Source organism: Pseudoalteromonas sp. DSM 26666, from assembly GCF_900116475.1.
GTDB classification, from domain to species: domain Bacteria; phylum Pseudomonadota; class Gammaproteobacteria; order Enterobacterales; family Alteromonadaceae; genus Pseudoalteromonas; species Pseudoalteromonas tetraodonis.
The window spans coordinates 34353-54997 of record NZ_FPAR01000002.1; the positions used below are offsets into that span (position 1 = coordinate 34353).

13 protein-coding genes are annotated in these 20645 nt (G+C 41.0%); 2 read left to right on the top strand and 11 right to left on the bottom strand.

Translation table 11 applies throughout. The annotated features are described in order from the left end of the window. Position 1: 1 nt before the first annotated feature. Both BM380_RS04145 and BM380_RS04150 read right to left on the bottom strand, forming a co-directional pair. Complete coding sequence (locus BM380_RS04145; RefSeq protein WP_090493101.1) at positions 2 to 307, bottom strand: MGMT family protein; 306 nt, start codon at positions 305 to 307, stop codon at positions 2 to 4. Then, the gene (locus BM380_RS04150) at positions 297 to 1199 is read right to left on the bottom strand and encodes a LysR family transcriptional regulator (protein WP_024600876.1); all 903 of its coding nucleotides are present in this window, start codon (positions 1197 to 1199) and stop codon (positions 297 to 299) included. Before BM380_RS04150 ends, BM380_RS04145 begins: the two co-directional genes overlap by 11 nt. Before the next feature lie 122 nt (positions 1200 to 1321). Between BM380_RS04150 and BM380_RS04155 the strand changes: the two genes are divergently transcribed. Both BM380_RS04155 and BM380_RS04160 read left to right on the top strand, forming a co-directional pair. After that, on the top strand, positions 1322 to 2404 hold the full coding sequence (locus tag BM380_RS04155; RefSeq protein WP_064663042.1) for an efflux RND transporter periplasmic adaptor subunit: 1083 nt from the start codon (positions 1322 to 1324) through the stop codon (positions 2402 to 2404). 2 nt (positions 2405 to 2406) lie between these two features. Then, on the top strand, positions 2407 to 5472 hold the full coding sequence (locus BM380_RS04160) for an efflux RND transporter permease subunit (protein WP_090493103.1): 3066 nt from the start codon (positions 2407 to 2409) through the stop codon (positions 5470 to 5472). A 57-nt stretch (positions 5473 to 5529) separates the two neighbouring features. Here the strand turns inward: BM380_RS04160 and rluF are convergent, their stop codons facing one another. The 9 genes from rluF to malQ form a co-directional block, all read right to left on the bottom strand. Then, on the bottom strand, positions 5530 to 6519 hold the full coding sequence (gene rluF, locus BM380_RS04165; RefSeq protein ID WP_090493105.1) for a 23S rRNA pseudouridine(2604) synthase RluF: 990 nt from the start codon (positions 6517 to 6519) through the stop codon (positions 5530 to 5532). Between the two features lie 43 nt (positions 6520 to 6562). Then, entirely contained in the window at positions 6563 to 7648 is a 1086-nt protein-coding gene (locus BM380_RS04170; protein ID WP_090493107.1) for a DUF418 domain-containing protein, read from the bottom strand. Positions 7649 to 7675: 27 nt separating this feature from the next. Further along, on the bottom strand, positions 7676 to 8890 hold the full coding sequence (locus BM380_RS04175; RefSeq protein WP_024600880.1) for an EAL and HDOD domain-containing protein: 1215 nt from the start codon (positions 8888 to 8890) through the stop codon (positions 7676 to 7678). 83 nt (positions 8891 to 8973) lie between these two features. Continuing rightward, positions 8974 to 10506, bottom strand: coding sequence for a glycogen synthase (locus tag BM380_RS04180; protein ID WP_076921806.1), 1533 nt, complete (start codon positions 10504 to 10506; stop codon positions 8974 to 8976). A gap of 58 nt (positions 10507 to 10564) precedes the next feature. After that, positions 10565 to 11839: a glucose-1-phosphate adenylyltransferase gene (gene glgC / locus BM380_RS04185; RefSeq protein ID WP_090493109.1), complete on the bottom strand. Its 1275-nt coding sequence runs from the start codon at positions 11837 to 11839 to the stop codon at positions 10565 to 10567. Between the two features lie 20 nt (positions 11840 to 11859). Further along, positions 11860 to 14385, bottom strand: coding sequence for a glycogen/starch/alpha-glucan phosphorylase (locus tag BM380_RS04190; RefSeq protein WP_090493111.1), 2526 nt, complete (start codon positions 14383 to 14385; stop codon positions 11860 to 11862). After that, complete coding sequence (glgX, locus tag BM380_RS04195; protein WP_090493113.1) at positions 14378 to 16441, bottom strand: glycogen debranching protein GlgX; 2064 nt, start codon at positions 16439 to 16441, stop codon at positions 14378 to 14380. Before glgX ends, BM380_RS04190 begins: the two co-directional genes overlap by 8 nt. Next, positions 16434 to 18656 carry a 1,4-alpha-glucan branching protein GlgB gene (gene glgB / locus BM380_RS04200; protein WP_090493115.1) on the bottom strand — a complete coding sequence of 741 codons (2223 nt, stop codon included), beginning with the start codon at positions 18654 to 18656 and terminating at the stop codon, positions 16434 to 16436. The genes glgX and glgB overlap by 8 nt, the downstream gene beginning before the upstream one ends. Continuing rightward, positions 18657 to 20645 (bottom strand): 4-alpha-glucanotransferase, encoded by a 1989-nt coding sequence (gene malQ, locus BM380_RS04205; protein WP_090493117.1) that lies wholly within the window; start codon positions 20643 to 20645, stop codon positions 18657 to 18659.

The window sequence follows — 20645 nt, forward strand, 5'->3', positions numbered from 1 at the left end:
TTTATTGCCAGCGGTGTTTTGCCATATTGATTCGTTGATTGTTAAAAGTAACACCCTCAGAAAGTAGCTTTTCTCGTTGTGTTTGATACTGCGCACTGCCCTGTGCAAACGCTATTTTACCTTGGCTGTTAACCACTCTATGCCAAGGGATCGTCGAATCTTTTGGTATCTCTTTTAATAATCGGCCAACTAGCCTTGCATTATTAGGATACCCTGCAAGCGCCGCTACTTGGCCATAACTGGCAACACACCCTGAGGGTATACTCGCAATAATAGTATAAATAACCGTTTCTTTATTAACGTCCATTATTGTTTAAGTACTCCTGACTGAGTAATTCAAATTGCTGCCAAATTTTACGGGCAACAGGACCATGGTGCATAGCATGTTGACGAAAAGCACGAATTTGTGCGCTAAACTGATGCTCTCTGTCTGTTACTATTATTTGTTGTAATGAGCCCGCGGCAATTTCTTTTTTACAGTGGCCTAAGCTCATCATTGCCCATCCTGCACCTGACAATAAAAACGACTTTAGGGTAGATATGTCATCTATTTTCATCACCGCAGCCCCTTTAGAATAAGACAGCCTGTCGCTGTCTATGCTCAAGCCACTTTCAAACATCGCTAAACACGGGTAAAGTTGTAACTCATCGTAGGTAAGCTGCTTAGGTAAAATCCCTTTTGCGCCAACAATACCTATATCGAGCTTGCCTATCGGTAAGCTTTCTAAATCGCCGGTGGCATGAAATAAATCAAACCATGGGCCAATCCCAAGCTCGGCTTGGCCGGTATTCACTTGCTCTAAAGATACAAACCGTTTACCACTGGTTAAACGAAATTCTGTACTAGAAAAATGCTTAAAAGTATTACTTATGATCTCGTTATAACTTTGCACATGACAAATTTGCTCATAGCAAACTCTATATTGCGCTTCATTCCCCAGCGCCAGCTCAGTTGCAAGCTGTGTAAGCTGCTCATTCGCGTTTAAAAGCTGTTTAGCTTCACGATGAAAAATACGTCCTTTTTCGGTAAGTTGTAATCGGTATTTAGAACGGTCGAGTAGATCAAAACCTAATTTCGCCTCTAAGTTTTTAATCGCCAGTGTCAATGCAGGCTGAGTTTTATGTAGCTTTAATGCAGCGCCACTTAAGCTCGCACTTTGCACAATAGCATCTAAAATTTGTAATTGATTAAGTTTCATAGTCAGCCCAGCACATTATAAGTAAAACTTATTGAGTTTCTAAAATTTAATGAATTTTATTTTATATGTTTGCAGCGTATGCTGCACTGACTTATTTAGCCTTTTTTTATCATGGAGATATCATGCCACTGTTTCGCTTATGTTTACTATCTGCGACATTACTAAGTTTAATAGGCTGCTCGGAGCCCGAGAAAATAGTTAAAGAAGAGCCGATTCGCCCTGTTAAATTATTTAGTATTGGTCATGATTCGCAAACAAACATACGCAGTTTTCCTGCGGAAGTCGTTGCAAACCAGGGCTCGTACCTGGCTTTTAGGGTCAATGGTGAGTTGGTTGAATTTCCTGTATTAGCCGGTGAGCAGGTAAAAAAAGGGCAACTATTGGCGAAATTAGACCCTGAAGATTTTCAATTACAATATAATGAGCGCAAAGCGCGCTATGAACTGGCTAAGTCGCAGCTAAAACGTATTAAACAACTATTTGATAAAAATATCACCAGTCAATCCGAGCTTGATCAAGCGGTTGCCAATGAACAAGTCGCTGAGTCAGCGTTTAAAATTGCAGAAACAAATTTAGAGTACAGTGAACTTCGTGCTCCTTTTGCTGGCATAGTAGCCAAAGTGTTTGTAAAAAACTTTGAAAGTATTCAAGCAAAACAAAATGTTTTGCGCTTAGAAACCCGCGATTTTATGGATGTAGCAATACAGGTTCCTGAAAAAATCGTGGCACGTATTCAAAAAGATACCCAATATCAACCTATGGTTGAATTTGATGGCTATCACGACAAGCAATACAAACTCACACTTAAAGAATGGGATACCCAAGCCGATCCTGCAACACTCACCTATAAAGTGGTGTTTTCATTACCGGTGCCAGAAGATTTTAACTTACTTGCGGGTATGTCGGGACAAGTGATGATAGATTTGAGCAAAGTTACACGCTCACAAATCCCCTACACTATTTTACCTATTGAGTCGGTATTTTCAGATCCTAATAAAAGCCTAAGCGATAATGCCTATGTGTGGGTTTTTAATCAGCAAACTGGCACTGTGCATAAACAAGCAGTACAAGTGGGCCAATTGCATCACGACACTATTGAAGTTCTTAGCGGCGTAAAAGAAGGCCAACAAATTGTCTCTGCTGGTGTTCACTCTTTACAAGAGGGCATGTCTGTTCGCCCTTGGAATAAAGAGCGAGGCTTATAATTATGGGCTTTGCGCAACTATCTATTGAGAAAAAGGTCATTAGCTGGATGTTTACGCTGTTGCTGTTAATTGGCGGCAGTGTGTCTTATTTTGATTTAGGCCAGCTGGAAGACCCTGAATTCACTTTAAAAAAAGCCATGGTGATCACTTTATACCCGGGCGCCTCTCCACAGCAAGTAGAAGAAGAAGTCACATTTCCGATTGAAAATGCCATTCAACAGCTCCCTTATGTTGATTATGTCACCTCTATTTCATCCAATGGTAAATCACAAATTACCGTAGAAATGAAAAGCACCTATCGTAAACAAGAGCTTAGACAAATATGGGATGAAATGCGTCGTAAAATTAACGACCTTAGCCCGTCGCTGCCAAGTGGTGTTTACCCTAGTAATGTGATTGATGATTTTGCCGATGTTTACGGCGTTATGTTTGCCGTCACGGGCGATGGCTACTCGTATGATGAATTAAAAGACTATGTTGATTATTTAAAACGAGAACTTGTTTTAGTCAAAGGAGTGAGTAAAGTTACAATTGCGGGCCAACAGCAGCCACAAGTAATGGTTGAGGTATCGACGCAAAAGCTTGCCCAACTCGGTATTGCGCCTAGTCATATTTATGATTTACTGCAATCACAAAACACCGTATCTAACGCTGGACGTATTCGCGTGGGTGATGAGTCTATTCGCTTGCACCCTACTGGTGAATTTAAAGATGTAAAAGAACTTGAAACCTTACTAATTTCAAAATCAGGTGCCAGCGAACTCATTTATCTAGGCGATGTTGCAAAGGTTTACCGTGAATATGCTGAAGTACCGACCAATGTGATTCATTACAATCAACAACAGGCTCTGCTTATTGGTGTGTCGTTTATGTCTGGGGTTAATGTTGTTGATGTGGGTAAACACATAGATGAGCACTTAGCATCTCTTGAGTATCAACGCCCGCATGGTATTGATATTAGCTCAGTGTATAACCAACCTAAAGAAGTAGAGCAGTCGGTAGATGGCTTTATTGTTAGTTTAATAGAGGCCATTGCAATAGTTATTGTAGTACTACTTATTTTTATGGGCTTTAAAAGTGGGGTTTTAATCGGCGGTATATTATTACTGACCGTATTAGGCACCTTTATATTTATGAAGCTGTTTGCGATCGACTTACAACGTATATCATTAGGTGCGCTAATTATTGCACTAGGTATGCTGGTCGATAATGCCATTGTTGTGACCGAAGGTATTCTCATCAACCTCAAGCGCGGACAAACAAAGCTTAAAGCGGCAATTAATATTGTCGATCAAACTAAGTGGCCACTACTTGGCGCAACAGTTATTGCCATAACCGCTTTCGCACCGATTGGTTTAAGCTCAGATGCCAGTGGTGAATTTGCTGGTAGCTTATTTTGGGTGCTGTTTATTTCTTTGCTCTTGAGCTGGATCACCGCAATTACGCTCACGCCGTTTTTTGCCCACTTGATGTTTAAAGAAACCGAATTTAAACACGAACATAATCAAGAGCATGAAGACCCTTACCAAGGCATCATATTCAATGGTTATAAAGCGATATTAAATTTAGCTATGCGCTTTAGAAAAACAACCTTAGTCCTTATGGTTGCTCTTTTATGCAGCGCTGTAGTGGGGTTTGGTGCTGTGAAGCAATCATTTTTTCCAGCCTCGAATACCCCGATGTTTTATGTCGATTACTGGCAAGATCAAGGCGCTGATATTCGCGCAACCCTTGAGGGCATTAAGCAGCTAGAAGCTTATTTACAAAAGAATGAACTGGTCACAGAAATCACCAGTACGGTTGGCCAAGGTGCGCCGCGTTTTATGCTGACTTACGCGCCTGAAAAATCCTACCCTGCTTATGGGCAGTTAATTATTCGTGTCACCAATCGTGAAGCCGTCGCAAAAGTCATGCAAAAAGTGCGCGATTACGCAAAGCAACATCCACTGTCAGCAAAGTTAAAAGTAAAACCAATGGAGATTGGCCCCTCAACTGATGCCAAAATAGAAGCGCGGTTCTCAGGCCCCGATCCGGTTGTTTTAAGACAGCTTTCATCACAGGCTAAAGAGATCATTGCCAAAGACGACGGTGCCTTTAACATTCGAGATGATTGGCGTGCACGCACTAAAATGATTCGTCCGCAATTTAATGAACAAAAAGCGCGCCGTTTAGGGATCACCAAATTTGATCTTGACCAAGTTCTGTTAACGAGCCTGTCGGGTAAGCAAGTGGGTGTGTATCGTGATGGTACGCAATTATTGCCTATTATTGCCCGTTCACCGGCAAGCGAGCGTTTAAATGTAGACAGTGTTCACGATTTACAAATTTATAGCCCTGTTTTACGCGTGTTTGTGCCGGTTACCCAAGTGGTTGATGAATTTATTGTTGAGTGGGAAGACAGCTTAATTATGCGTCGCGATCGTAAACGCACCATTACTGTGATGGCAGATCATGATGTTTTGGGTGATGAAACGCCTGCAAAATTATTTGCTCGGGTTCGCGCTGAGGTTGAAGCAATTGATTTACCCCGTGGCTATGAAATGCAATGGGGCGGCGAGTTCGAATCATCAAGCAAAGCGAAAAAGGCTATTTTTGGCTCGTTACCACTGGGCTATTTAGCAATGTTTGCAGTAACAGTATTACTGTTTAACTCAGTGAAAAAACCTTTGGTTATTTGGGCAACTGTACCGCTGGCTATTATTGGTGTTAGTGCAGGCTTATTAGTGATGAATGCGCCGTTTAGCTTTATGGCGCTACTGGGCTTATTAAGCTTAAGCGGCATGCTAATTAAAAACGGCATTGTACTGGTTGATCAAATAAACTTAGAACTGAGTGAAGGTAAATCGCCATATCAAGCAGTGTTTGACTCAGGCGTAAGCCGTGTGCGCCCTGTAGCCATGGCCGCTATCACGACAATACTTGGCATGATCCCATTACTATTCGATGTATTTTTTCAGTCGATGGCGGTCACCATTATGTTTGGCTTAGGGTTTGCCACCATACTGACGCTAATTGTAGTGCCGGTTTTATACACTGTGGTATTTAGGATTGATTACCCCAAACAGTAGGCTAACAAAAAACGCAGCTAAGGCTGCGTTTTTATTTGCTTTTTTACACAAGCTTAATTACTTTTTTAAGCTTAACGTGCCACTGCTGCGGGTTTTGTTTCCTGTGGCAGTATTTGCTTTGTGGGTATTTGATTTACCCACATAAGTAGTAGAGCGTTTTTGGTAAGGGGTATTTCGACTATTTTTTTTAGCGTGCTTTTGTTGCTCGTCATTATTTTCACGACGTAGTTTCCCGCCCTGAAAATCACGCTTATGAGCAGATTTAGCGCCACTATTTTTATCTTGTTCAGTGTACTTGCGCTGTTCAGTATCATCATAAAGTGAGTGTTCTTGCGTTTTACCTGAATCAGCAATTGAGTCGTTAATGACCGCCATTTCAGCGTCGCTTAAATGTCGCCACTGCCCTACTTTTAAGCCTTTGAGGGTTACGTTCATAATACGTACACGTTTTAGTGTAACTACTTCGTAGCCTAAGTATTCACACATACGGCGAATTTGACGGTTTAAGCCTTGGGTTAAAATAATGCTAAATTGCTGCGCACCGGTCTGAGTAACTTTACACTTTTTAGTCACGGTATCTAAAATAGGAATACCGTTCGCCATTTTATTTACAAACTGACGATTAAGTGGTTTGTCTACAGTAACCACATATTCTTTTTCGTGGTTATTGCCAGCTCGCAAAATTTTATTAACGATATCGCCTTCATTGGTTAAAAAAATCAGCCCTTCTGAGGGTCTGTCTAAACGACCAATCGGAAATATACGTTCGGGGTAATTAACGGCTTTAACTATATTACTTTGAATTTTACGCTCTGTGGTACAGGTAATGCCCACAGGTTTATTATAAGCAATATACACACGTTTAGGTGGCGCTTTTAATGGCTTACCATCCACTAATACCACATCAGATTGGGCAACTTTAACACCCATTTCTGGTAATTCGCCATTAACGGTAACACGACCTTGCTCAATATATTTATCGGCTTCGCGGCGAGAGCAAAACCCGGTTTCACTAATAAATTTATTTAAACGCTTCAAGTCTGTCATCAGGCAAATCTTCTTAAATATAAAGGCGCATAGTTTAAACTACTCAAGCTATTTTTTCGCGGTTAATTTTCGCTAATTTACGCCATAGGTATTCAAGCGGGCCTTGCTTAAAATACCGGCAATAAATAGCTGTAAATATAAGCTGTACAATCATTAAGCTAATGGCGAGCAGCCAATAATCGAGTCGGTTAAATTTGAGCGTCCACTGCGGAAAAAACACTTTAAACAATAATAACTGCATAATGGTTTGGCTTATGTATAAAGTAAACGCTAAGCGTCCAACTTGTTGGATAAGCCCCCCTATGTGGGCGCTGTTGTCACAAAGTTTAACAATTAAATGAATATAAAGCAGTGCAACACATAAGGCAGCAAGTTCATTAACAGGCTCTTGTAAGGCATAACCAATACCTTGATTGTATGGCACTAACATTAACCTTAAGCTAATAAATAACGCACTTAATAGAATAAGCTTAATAAGCAGCGCCTTACTAAGCCCTTTACTAAACACACCGTATTTGTAAGCCAAAATACCAATTAGCATAAACCCAGCACTAGCCCACAATAATAAAATAGGCACAGCCAACAACATATAGGCGCTCATTGCTATATTTTGGTTAAAGTGAGCACCGATGCTTTGGTAGTAACTAGTGTATATTTCGTAGTACTCGGGGGAATCTCTGTATAAGGGCGCCTCATTAAGCCCTAACATAAATATGGCAATGGTCATTAAAGAAATAAAAGTAAAAAGCGCCGCTTTGTTTTTAAGCTCTTCATTCGTGTAATCTAAATAGCGCAATATAAATAAACCTGACACCCCATATAAAAACAAAATGTCGCCCGCCCACAATAAAAAACCATGTATTAAGCCAAACACAATTAGCCAATGTAATCGTTTTTTTAGTGGCTCAGTGCATTGGTATCGCTGATACTGAATATAAAGACCCGCACCAAACAGTAAAGTGAATAAAGTGCGAAACCGCCCTTCAACAAATATAAGGCTTAGTATGTTTAGAAACTGATCGCTAGGTGGTGGTGTTGTGAGTGGCGTATAATTAATCTCGAAAATAGCGAAGGAAAAACAGTTAATAAATACCAGACCAAGTACGGCTATGCCTCTTATAAAGTCCATATTATAATTGCGCAAAGCATGAATTCCCTAAATATTATCTTTATAGCTATCGGCCCATTGTACCGCTTGTTTGTATAATTTTGGTAAAAAAGCACTGTCTAAATTAATCAGTAATACTGCATTCTCAAGCGCCCACCAGCTTCCTGTTTCGTAGGCTTTGACTGTTTCAAGGATATAATATAAGTTATTTTTTTCACCAGTTAACGCTGCTTTTATATCTTCCGGGAATGGAAGTTTATCAACCAGCAAGTCCATTGGCTTGTCTAAAATAGCATCGAGCAGTGAAAAAAGCCCCGTTAAAAATGCTTCACCTTGAACCTGCTTAGCAACTTTAGCAGCTATTAATTCACAAAACCGTGCGCGAATAACGCACATCTGCATGAGCTCTATAGGCTTAGAGCGTGCTGTATGGGCAGTGACAATTAAACTAACAAACTTTTTTAAACGTGCTTGGCCGAGGTAAACTAACGCTTGTTTTAACGACGAAATTTGGCTTTGTAGCGGAAACACACCGCTATTTAATAAACGCAGTAACTTGTAGGCCAATGCCGCATCAAGCTCAAATAAACCGGTGATCACTTTAACATCAGGATCTGGCTTCATTACTTCTGAGTAAATGGCGATCACTAGGCCGTAATTATAGTGAATATCTTTTTGTTCTATCATCACTGGGCGCGCAAAATAATAACCTTGAAAATAATCAAAGCCCATTTTACGGGCCAATTTATATTCTTCATCGGTTTCTATTTTTTCGGCTAGTAGTTTAATATTTTTGTACTTTTTAAGCTTATTAACCACCAGCGGAATTTCAGCAAGTGGAGTAAGGCGAATATCAAATTTAATTAAGTTGACCAGCTTTAAAAAGCGCTCCCACTGCGGCGTATAAACAAAATCATCCAGGGCTAATTTGTAGTTACTGTGAAATAGTTTGCGACATAGCTCGTAGGTATCGTCGGTGGGCTCTATGGTTTCAAGTAATTCAATAACCACATCTTTACAAGGTAAAAAATCACACAAATCAAGTTTTAACGACTCAGGGCCAATATTGATCAATGCTTTTTTACCCGAGGTAATGTGACGAGTACCTAGGTTAAGCTGGTTTTCCATGATAAGCCTCGCCGTTGCTTGACCATCAGATACACCAGGAAAGCAGTTTTCAGGACTATCGCGAAATAGCAGTTCATAAGCAACTACATTTTGATTTCGATTTAGTATTGCTTGCCTTGCCACAAATACAGACACATTACCTACTTTATATTATTTCCACCAGACTAAGTAATTAAAGCGTAAATAAGAACGGATGTCACTGAACTTTATAAAATTTTTTAATATAAGTATGTTATATAATCAGTTACCACACTATCCCAACTAAATCGTGCATCAGCAGCTCGCCTTTTTATTGCTTGCCATTGCTTAGGGTTTGTTTGATATAGGCTAAGTGCCTCAGTTAAACTCTGCAAGAGTGCATCAGCTTGTGTACTTAGTGTATCGCCGTTAAAACAAAATCCACTGACATTATGCTCTACGGTATCTTTTAAACCTCCGACACTGTGCACTAAGCAAGGTTGGCCGGCTCGCATTGCGAGCATCTGGCTAATCCCACAGGGCTCAAAAGAACTCGGCATTAAAAATAAATCACCTAATTGATACATTAAATCGCCAACACCTTGCCCATAGCCTTTTAAAAACAAAAAGTTGTTATTACGTGCCATAGCGCAGGTAAAAAGGTGTTCAAGTTTACTATCGCCTGAGCCCAGCACAAGTAAACGCCCCTTAAATTGATTAATGATCTGACACACTGAATCAATAGTCAGGTCTTTGCTTTGTTGCTGGCAAAGTAACAATACTTTTTGCTCAGTGAGCCGCCCTACACTTGTTACAAGTGGCCCTTGCTTATCACACGCCATAAATTGTAAAACACGCTGATGGGCGATGTAGTGGCTGCTGTGTAATTGCGCGCTTTTTGCCATCCAACTAAACAAAGTCGATTCTATTTGCTCTAATAGCTGACTATAGGTTGCTTCATGTTCGTCTTGAATTGCGTAATCACAGCCGTTGAGTATGCCAATTAATTTGCCTTGCTCAGCCGCTTGTTGTAAATCTCGTTCAAGTCCTTCGCCACCAAAGAATCCGTGGGCGTCATTACTTGCTATTTGCACTTCTTGGCTATAACTCGGTGAAACCACATGTACTTTGTCGGCTAAATTAATGGCACTGCGCATAGGGTTAAAGCAATGCGGATAACGAGGGTCGCATAATCGTTGCCCGTCGTAACTTAACGAGGGAAACCATGCTTCTAAGCTGGAATCATCCCCTTTAAAAGGACGAATTCCCTGCAAAGCTAAATTGTGCACCGTATATACCAAGCGCAGCTTAGCAAGCTTGCCATAACGAGGGTTAAATTTAAGTAACACGGCCACACAGGCACTGTGCCAATCATGCAAATGTAAAGTGTTGGGTTGTGTTAATACGCCCTGTATCAGGGCTTCACAAATAGCGGCATTAAACAGTGCAAACTTGGTCGCATCGGTAGCAAATGGTCTATTATCGTTGTCGTTACAATACACACTCAATGATTGACTAAAAAGAGGATGACTTATAACTATTTGCCTCACCCCTTTTTGATTCTGTGTAATTTCAAACAAAGATAAAACGTGGGTCTCTGACTTAAATGCCACACTCACTTCACCAATAAAACAGCGCTCACCTAGTTCAAAACCATAATCAGGAATAACCACATCTACCGTCAGCCCCTGCGCCACTAACGCCTTTGGTACATCACGAATAACATCAGCAACACCACCAACTTTGGCATTAGGTAACGCATCATTCTCTGCAGCAACCATTAATACATGCATTAATTTACTCTTATAGTTTGCTGCAAGGCTTTCGCCTTGCTCTTTTAATTATTATTTATTAACGATGTGACTTATTGCCTAACTTCATCAGCATATCGCGGGTGACCAATACAATCCCTTTTTTTGATACCCGAAATCCATTGGATTCATCGGTTTTACGATCAAAACCAATTTCTAGTCCAGGTGGGATCTCACAGCTTCTATCTATAATTGCTCGCTTAATTTTACACCCTCGATTTACAATAGCACCGGGTAAAATGACCGACTCCTCAATGGTACAATATGAACGAATATGTACATTAGAAAATAATAATGATTTTCTCACTAAAGAGCCGGAAACAATACACCCACCCGACACCGTTGAGTCAACCGCCATCCCTCGGCGATCATCATCATCAAAAATAAATTTGGCAGGAGGAAGTTGCTCTTGGTAAGTCCAAATTGGCCAAGTAGGATCGTACAAATCCAGTTGAGGCTCTGGCATAACCAGTTCCATATTTGCTTCCCAAAACGAATCAAGAGTTCCCACATCGCGCCAATAGGGTTGTCCTACCTGTGCGGGATCTCTAAACGGGTAGGCAAACACATTATGCTCTTCAATAATAGCCGGAATTATATCATGGCCAAAATCACGCCCTGAGCCCTCTGTTTGCGCATCTTTTTGTAGCTGCTCAAATAAAAACTCAGTATTAAATACATAATTTCCCATTGATGCTAAACAGGTGCCTAGTTTACCAGGCACTGAGCTGGGCTCGGCAGGTTTTTCGTCAAAGCGACGTACACGACTTTCTTCATCAACCGTCATCACACCAAAGGTACCCGCAGCTTCTTCAACCGGTACTTCTAAACAGCATACCGTCATGTCGGCGCCATTTTCTACATGCTTTGCCAACAGCCCGCCATAATCCATACGATACACATGGTCGCCAGATAAAATCATCACATATTTAGGTAACTCATGGCGAATAATATCCATATTTTGAAATACCGCATCGGCAGTACCGCAATACCATTCATCACCATGGCGCTGTGACGCAGGTAATATTTCAACTGACTCACCTAATTCCTTTTTAAAATGCCCCCACGCTCGATTTACATGGCGAATCAGTGAGTGTGATTTATATTGCGTTGCAATTCCGACACGTCTTACACCTGAGTTAATGCAATTTGATAGTGGAAAATCAATAATACGATGTTTACCACCAAAATAAACGGCGGGCTTAGCACGCCAGTCGGTTAGCTCATGCAAGCGAGAACCGCGACCTCCGGCAAGAATTAAAGCGTAGGTTTCTCTGGTTAAATTACTTATATAACGATTTGCATAACTGGGCATATTACTCTCTCCGTTTAGTGTCAGCTGTTAGTGTCAGTGTTTGTTTTTACTGTTTGGTGTGTGGTATCTAGTGGAGTTAAATGCCATATATCATCACAATATTGACTAATTGTTCTGTCACTAGAAAATGAGCCACTGGCGGCAGTATTTAAAATACTCATTTGAGTCCAGTAGGTTTGATCTGCATAGGCTTTATCAACATCACGTTGCGCAGCTATATAGCTGGCAAAGTCATGGGCGGTTAACCAAGGATCGTTGTTACTTTTAATGCCATTAATCACATCGTCAAATAAGCCAGGTTCAAATAGATTGAAATGGCCACTTTCGAGTAAGTGCATCACACTATTCAAATCAGGGTTATTCGCAATTATTTCACTGGGGTTATAATACGCTTTTATGTCGTCAATATGCTCAGCTTGTGCGCCAAATAAGAAAAAGTTCTCAGCCCCAACAGCGTCACGTATTTCAATATTAGCGCCATCTAGGGTGCCTATTGTTAGCGCGCCATTCATCATAAACTTCATGTTGCCGGTACCTGAGGCCTCTTTGCCCGCGGTTGATACTTGCTCCGATAAGTCCGTTGCAGGGCAAATGGTTTCCATGGCGGTTACATTATAATTAGGTAAAAACGCGACTCTTAGAAAAGCAGATACCTGTGGGTCTTTATTGATCACCTCAGCAACATTATTAATGAGTTTAATGATTTTTTTAGCCATCATGTAACCCGGTGCTGCTTTACCACCTAATAAAACGCAACGAGGCACCATGCCTTGTGTGTCGCCACCGCGTATGCGGTCATATAAATGAATAACGTGTAAAATGTTAAGTAACTGGCGCTTATATTCGTGAATACGTTTTACCTGCACATCAAATAGCATATTGATATCAAACTCTACGCCACATCTTTGTTTTACTAAATCAACTAAGCGTTGTTTGTTTTGCTGTTTTGCTTGCTGCCACTTTATATGAAACTGCGGGTCATCGTAGTAACGACGTAATTGGCCAATTTGTGCAAAATCACCTATCCAGTCTTTGCCTATTTTTTCGCTAATGATCTGGCTTAAACTCGGATTGCAGTATGCAAGCCAGCGCCGTGGAGTAACACCATTGGTTTTGTTGTTAAATTTATCAGGCCATAGCGCGTAAAAATCTTTAAACAAACCCGCGGTTAATAACTGCGTATGTAGCGCTGCCACACCATTGACAGAGTAACTGCCGACAATGGCTAAAAAGGCCATACGTATTTGCGGCTCGCCCCCTTCTTCAATTAATGATAAATCCCGTTGTTTTTGCACATCACCTGGCCAATGCATGGCCACCTCGGCTAAAAAGCGGGCATTAATTTCATAAATAATCTCTAAAATACGCGGTAATAATTTAGCAAATAATGATACCGACCACTTCTCTAATGCCTCTGGTAGTAAGGTATGATTTGTGTAAGCCATGGTTTTGGTGGTGATATTCCATGCCTGATCCCAATCCAGTTCATGGTCATCAACTAAAATTCGCATCAGCTCGGCAACCGCAATACTTGGGTGGGTATCGTTAAGCTGAAACACATGATGCTGAGCAAATTCAGTAAAATCATTACCGTATTGTTCAATCCATTGTGTAAGTACATCTTGAATACTTGCCGATGATAAAAAGTATTGTTGACGTAATCTCAGCTCTTTACCATTTTCACTGCTGTCGTTAGGGTACAGCACCATGGTTATTTGCTCAGCGAGATTTTTTTGTGCTACTGCTTCAGAATAACTTCCGGCATTAAATTCTGTTAAATTAAATTCGTCCGTTGCTTCAGACTTCCAAAGTCTAAGGGTATTAACAATATTATTTTTATAGCCCGGAATAGGTACATCATAAGGCACTGCTAATACATCTTGAGAACTGATCCATTGGCGATGCTCACGGCCAAATTTATCGGTGTAGCTTTGTACATAACCAGAAAACTTAACTCGTTTAGCTTGCTCCGGTGCGCTTAATTCCCAAGGATGACCTTCTCGTAACCAGTTATCTGGTTGCTCAACCTGATTACCCTCTTTTATTGACTGATTAAACATGCCATATTCATAACGAATACCGTAACCGACTACTGGCAGCGCTAAACTGGCACAGCTATCTAAAAAACAGGCCGCTAGTCGCCCTAAGCCGCCATTGCCTAAACCGGCATCATGCTCAGCTTGTTCCACACTTTCAAGCTCAGTACAGTAAGCTTGCAGTGCCTTTGTAACTTGTGATTCTAAATCTAAATTTAATACTGCATTACCCAGCGCTCTGCCCATTAAAAACTCTAACGATAAATAGGCTGTTTTACGGCGTTTTTGTTGTTTTATTTGTTGATTGGTTTCCCTGCAGCGTGCCACTAATCGGTCTCTGATCGTCAGTGCTAATGCATGATACAAATACAGCTGTGACTCGCCCACCACATCACGCCCTAAGGTGTAATAAAAGTGCCGTGTTAAATCATCACTTAAAGTACTTTCGTCTATCACTGGGCCTGCTTGCCAGCCTTTTACTACACACACTTGCTCGTCTTGCTTAGTCATAATCATCGCCTTCTAAATTGGCACTAAAAACCCAACTACTTTGTGCTGAAATATTCACGGTTGCATCTTCTTGAATAACAGATGATGCGTTATTTACACTTGATAACACTAACGTCCATGGCGCGATAATGGGCGATTGTGGTAATTGGCAGACCACAGGCTGTTTACTAGCATTAAGAATAATCAATAACGCATGCTTATTTTGCTTATCAAGTAAGCTATACATTAAAAATTGCCGTGTATCTTCATGCCAATGTGTTTCATCCATTTTTTTACCTTGCTCGGTAAACCACTTAACGGTGAAGCGCTCATCAATATCATCCAAAAACACACTGTGTTTAAATGCACTGTGACCACGCCTGATTTTTAGCGCATCATCAATAAACTGAATCAATGAATGATTCAGTTGTGAGTCTTTCCAGGCAAGCCAGCTGGTGCGATTATTTTGACAATAAGCGTTATTATTACCGCCTTGCGAGTGCGCCATCTCACTGCCAGCGGCTATCATTGGCACGCCTTTGGAGAGTAATAAGGTGAGTAGAAAGTTTTTTTGCTGTTGTAAGCGCAAACTCATTACTTCTGGGTCGCTGGTAAATCCCTCAACCCCGCAGTTAAACGAATAATTAGCGCTATGGCCATCTTGGTTGTTTTCACCATTGGCCTGGTTATGTTTTTGCTCATAACTGACTAAGTCGGCTAACGTAAACCCATCATGGCTGGTAATAAAGTTAATGCTATTTAGCGGGCCTCGGTTACTGTGTTCAAAAATATCAAACGAGCCATGTAAACGCTTTGCCACATCACTAATAATGCCTTTTTCACTTTGCCAAAAGCGTTTAATCACATCACGATATTGATCGTTCCACTCTCGCCAAGGTGAAGGAAATGCACCAAGCTGATAACCACCAGGACCTATATCCCACGGCTCACTGATCAGTTTAACTTTATTTAACACAGGATCTTGGGCAATTGCTTGTAAAAAGGTGTGAGACGCACTAAAGCCCGTATTTGAACGCGCTAAAATGGTGGCTAAATCAAATCGAAAGCCATCAACGCCCATAACTTCAACCCAGTAACGTAAGCTGTCGAGTACCAATTGTAAGGTTTTAGGGTGATCGATATTTAACGTATTGCCACACCCTGTATCATTAATATAAACATTGGGTTGCCCGTCAATGGTGCGATAATATGTCAAGTTGTCGAGCCCTCGCAGAGATAAAATAGGGCCATCATTTCCTCCCTCTGCGGTGTGGTTGTATACCACATCCAAAATAACTTCAATATTGGCGCGATGTAACTCACTCACCATTTGTTTAAATTCGTTTATATCGTCATTAACCAAATAGTCTTTATGAGGAGTAAAAAAATTAAGACTATTATAGCCCCAATAATTTTGCAGTCCTTTAGCGGTTAAAAACTGTTCGCTTATAAAAGCATGCACAGGCAAAAGCTCAATAGCTGTTACCCCTAAACTTTTTAAATGATCAATAAAACTGGGATGACTCAAACCTAAAAATGTCCCTTGTAGCGCTTTGGGAATATCAGGATGGCGACAGGTGGCACCTTTAACATGGCACTCATAAATAACGGTATTGGCCCAACTATGCTGTGGCTTATTATTTGAATAAGCAACCGGCGCAGTCACTTTTGATTTAGGCATATCTATCGCATTATTAACCACGCTTTTAGTGCCAATGGGCATTTGCCCGTAATGACGTTCGCTCCAAGTAAATTCGTTAAACAAGTCTTTTGCATACGGATCAATCAGTAATTTATGTTCATTAAATAACATGCCTTTTTCTGGGCTGTATTCGCCATCAACCCTAAAGCCATACAATGCGCCTGTGCTTAATGGGGCTATGTGAATGCTCCATACGCCGCCTTCATTAATATTCATGGCTATTTTTAATATTTCTGTATGGCCGCTTTTATCAAATAAGCACACAAAAGCTTGGCTTGCATTAGGGGCATACAAGGCAAAATTAACGCCTTGGTTTTGTACACTCGAACCCAGTGGCAAAGGCGCACCCTGAGTAACCTCAAAGCAATTACTCATCATTCACCTTTTCTAAGTAAAGTGTGGTTAAGCCACCAATATTAACTGTAATACTGTGATCAAACCCATGACTTGGCTGAACGACTGAATGGATAAGCTGGTTTTTATCCTCTGTGACACGATAACCTGAGCCAAAAAAGCAAACTTCATCGGTATTTAATACCACTTTATATGTGCCCTTCGCTGGCACACCTAAGGTGTAGTGTTGATAAGCCGTTGGTGTAAAGTTAGCGACAATAACCATAAAGTGGTCAGCATTTTTAGCATAACGAATAAAGCTAAAGATACTCTGCTGGCTGTTATTATTATCTATCCATGAAAAGCCCGTTGCACAGCTATCAAGCTCATATAAAGATGGATGCGCTTGATACACTTGATTAAGACGTTTAACCGTATGCTGAATCCCTTGATGGCTTTGATGCTCAAGCAAGTGCCAGTCTAGTGAATGGTCATGATCCCACTCTTTACGCTGTGCTATTTCGGCGCCCATAAACAGTAATTTTTTGCCTGGATGTGCCCACATAAACGCATAATAAGCACGTAAGTTTGCAAACTGCTGCCAATCGTCACCGGGCATTTTATTTAGTAGTGATCCCTTGCCATGCACCACTTCATCATGACTGAGCGGTAAAATATAATTTTCACTAAATGCATACACCATAGAAAATGTCATTTTATGATGGTGATATTTTCTAAATAACGGATCTTGCTGCATATAATCTAAGCTGTCATTCATCCAGCCCATATTCCATTTATAACCAAAACCTAAGCCATTGTGTTCAACACTTTGCGTGACCCCAGGCCAAGCCGTTGACTCCTCGGCAATCATCATAATGCCGGGGTTATTTTTATAACTGCGTAAGTTCACTTGTTTTAGGCACTCTATTGCCCCTAAGTTTTCTCGACCGCCATAACAATTAGCTACCCACTGTCCTTCTTTACGACTGTAATCAAGGTAAAGCATTGACGCCACCGCATCTACACGCAGTCCGTCTATGCCAAATTGGCTAAGCCAATACATCGCATTAGAAATTAAAAAGCTTTTTACTTCAGGGCGGTCATAATTATAAATATAGGTGTTCCAATCAGGATGAAACCCTTGGCGCATATCAGCGTGTTCGTATAAATGGGTGCCATCAAAGCAATGTAAGCCATGTGGGTCGCTTGGAAAGTGCCCAGGAACCCAATCAAGTAATATGCCTATGTTAGCTTTATGACATTGCTCAACTAAGTATTTAAAGCTGTTGTAATCACCAAAGCGGCTCGTAGGTGCAAACAGCCCTACTGGCTGATAACCCCAAGAGCCATCAAACGGGTATTCACTGATCGGCATAAGTTGTAAATGCGTGAACCCCATTTCAATCACGTAGCCTACAAGCTTATCTGCAAGCTCGGTGTAGCTTAAGTAACGGTTATGCTCAGCGCGTTGCCAAGAGCCTAAGTGCACTTCATAAATACTAATAGCGGCATCAATATGATTACGCTTTTGGCGATTTATAATCGCTTGTTCACTTAGCAAAATAGGCGCTGGTTTGTACTGTAATATACTGGCAGTGCCCGGTGCTTGCTGCATTTTAAATGCAAAAGGATCGGCTTTATCTAAAACTTCGCCACTGAGCGTAGTAATAGCAAATTTGTAGCACATGTCTGCACTTAAACCCGGGATAAATAATTCCCATACCCCACTTGCCGGATGAAATCGCATAAAATGGCGATTCGCTTGCCAAAAATTAAACTCACCAATAACCGATACACTGGCGGCATTAGGCGCCCACACACAAAAACGAACACCATCTACCCCTTGTTGTGTAGTAAATTGCGCACCTAGGTGAGTATAAGCATGCTCAAGGCTACCTTCGTTAAACAAGTACATAGCCTGTTCATCCAATGTACTGCTGAAGCTGTATTCATCATAAAATGTAACATCGCTATTTTCATAACTAACCTGGCATTGGTAAACACTGCTAGGCATACTTGATAACTCAGCGATAAATAAATCACTGTGTTTATAGCGTAACGCGCTAATAACTTGACCATCAATTAACAGTTCGACGCGTAATGCCGCTGGCAAATACACGCGTATTTCAGTGCCACTTTGGGTGTTGTGCGCGCCTAAAAAACTAAACGGGTCTTTAAATCGCCCTGCAGTTAATGCGTTTACCTGTGCGTCATAATCAACTAATTGCGTTGATACCCTATTTTTAGTACTGCCCATTTACGCATTCCTTATTGAATGTATTGCAGCCAAAAGAGCAGCATTATCTTTAAAAATATCGTCGCATGTATGTGTGAGTACCCGTCGCCAATTAGGATACTCTTTATCGGTGCCAGGAATATTGACTGGGTAGTGTTGCTTGTCTAAATCATCAAGCTGTAATGCAAATAAACGAGACGGCGATTTAGCTAAACATACAGCCAAAGCGCTATAAACGTCAAAAGCATCCGTGTTAAGTGAAAAGGAAGTGTTTTGTGGATTTAAAAAGCGTAATAACCGGTGTTGCTCTTGCTCTCGCTGCTGAACTAACTGCTGATACTCATCAGTATCAATCAGCCCATACTGCTGTTTAATTTTTAAATCGCTATGCTGCCACCAGCCCACAAATGGCGGTACATCATGATTGGCTATCATTAGCAGGCATTGATCGCTAAGGTCATCGCTATTTACAAATTCATCATTTTGTTGTTTTTCAAAATAAAATAAGCTGTTTGAGAAAATGCCACTATCAACCAGTGCCTCTTTTACCTCCGGTGGTACAACCCCTAAATCTTCGCCTATTACTATGGCCTGATTAAGATGAGATTCAATTTTTAAAATTGCTAATAAATGCTCAAATGGGTAGTACACATAACAGCCATCTTGGGTATTATTGTTTATGAAACACCACCACAAACGCCTAATCGCCATTACATGGTCGATTCGTAACCCGCCTACAGCATCCATATTGGCGCGTATAAGTGAGCGATAAAACTGATAGTTATTGTCAGCAAGGCGCTGCGGGTTTATTGCTGGCAGCCCCCAATTTTGGCCGTTAGGTGCCCAAGGATCTGGTGGTGCACCAAGGGTTGCATCTTGACTAAATAATCCCTGCTGATATTTAAATTCAGTGCCCTCATTAGCACAGCCCACCGCTAAATCATTAATTAAACCAATCGCCATCCCTTGGTCAATACAATGCTGTTGGCATTGCGTAAGTTGGCTGTGTGCTTGCCATTGGAGGTAATATTCAAATGTGGGTTCTGTAGTTTCTAACAGAGCCAGTACATCACTGTACTGTTTACAAAACGCACTAAATTCGTTTTGCCGTGCTTGACTGCCCTGTTGTTGAAAATGCTTAAAAAGCAGCTTAAAAGCAGCATATTTACACTCAGTAACCGTTTTATAATCAATAAAGGCTACACCTTGGTCGCTGTATTTACTTGAGGTATTAGCAGATAACAACTTAGTTAAATCCGGATTGTTAAAGCTGTCTGGCGATAAATTAATTGCGATATATAGCGGATTGAGTAAGGCACGATTGTTTGGGTTGTAGGGGCTGGCGCACTCAGGGTTATCTGCAAACAATAAGTGCAATGGGTTAAGTAAAATATAGTCCATATTTTGCTTTGCACATAAGGTTGCCAACTCAAGTAAATCACTAAAATCGCCAATCCCGAGTCCGGCTTTATTTTTTAATGTATATAACTGAATTGATAAGCCAAAGCGTTTTTTATCCGCTATTTGGTAGGCTTGTTCAGGGGTCGACCAAATTTGTGTTTTCGCTGATTGCTCACCCATCGTTAATAACGCATCATAATAGCCGGTTGGTAAATGCGTCAGTGGTAGCGCTATTTCTATATAACGACACCCATTTACAAAGTACTCACCTAATGCTGCATACTGAGCAATGTGTTCAAATTGCAGCTTTATATTTAATGCTGCCACAGTTAATGTAATTTTGTGATGCGTATCAGCTTCATTAACACGCACCTTTAGCACATTACTAGCCTGATCTATTATGCTAACAGCAGGTGCGAGTGTTAACCATGTAGCCGCATCTAATTGATAATTTAACTGGGTTATTTTCGCCGTATCACGTGTGTCAACGCCACAGCAGTGCAAAGCAGATTTACGGGTGTCTTCGCTAAATATAACGTGTTCACCCGTATACTTAGTGTATTCGTAACCAATACCATGCAAATAAAACAATTGCGATAGTGCGTCCAT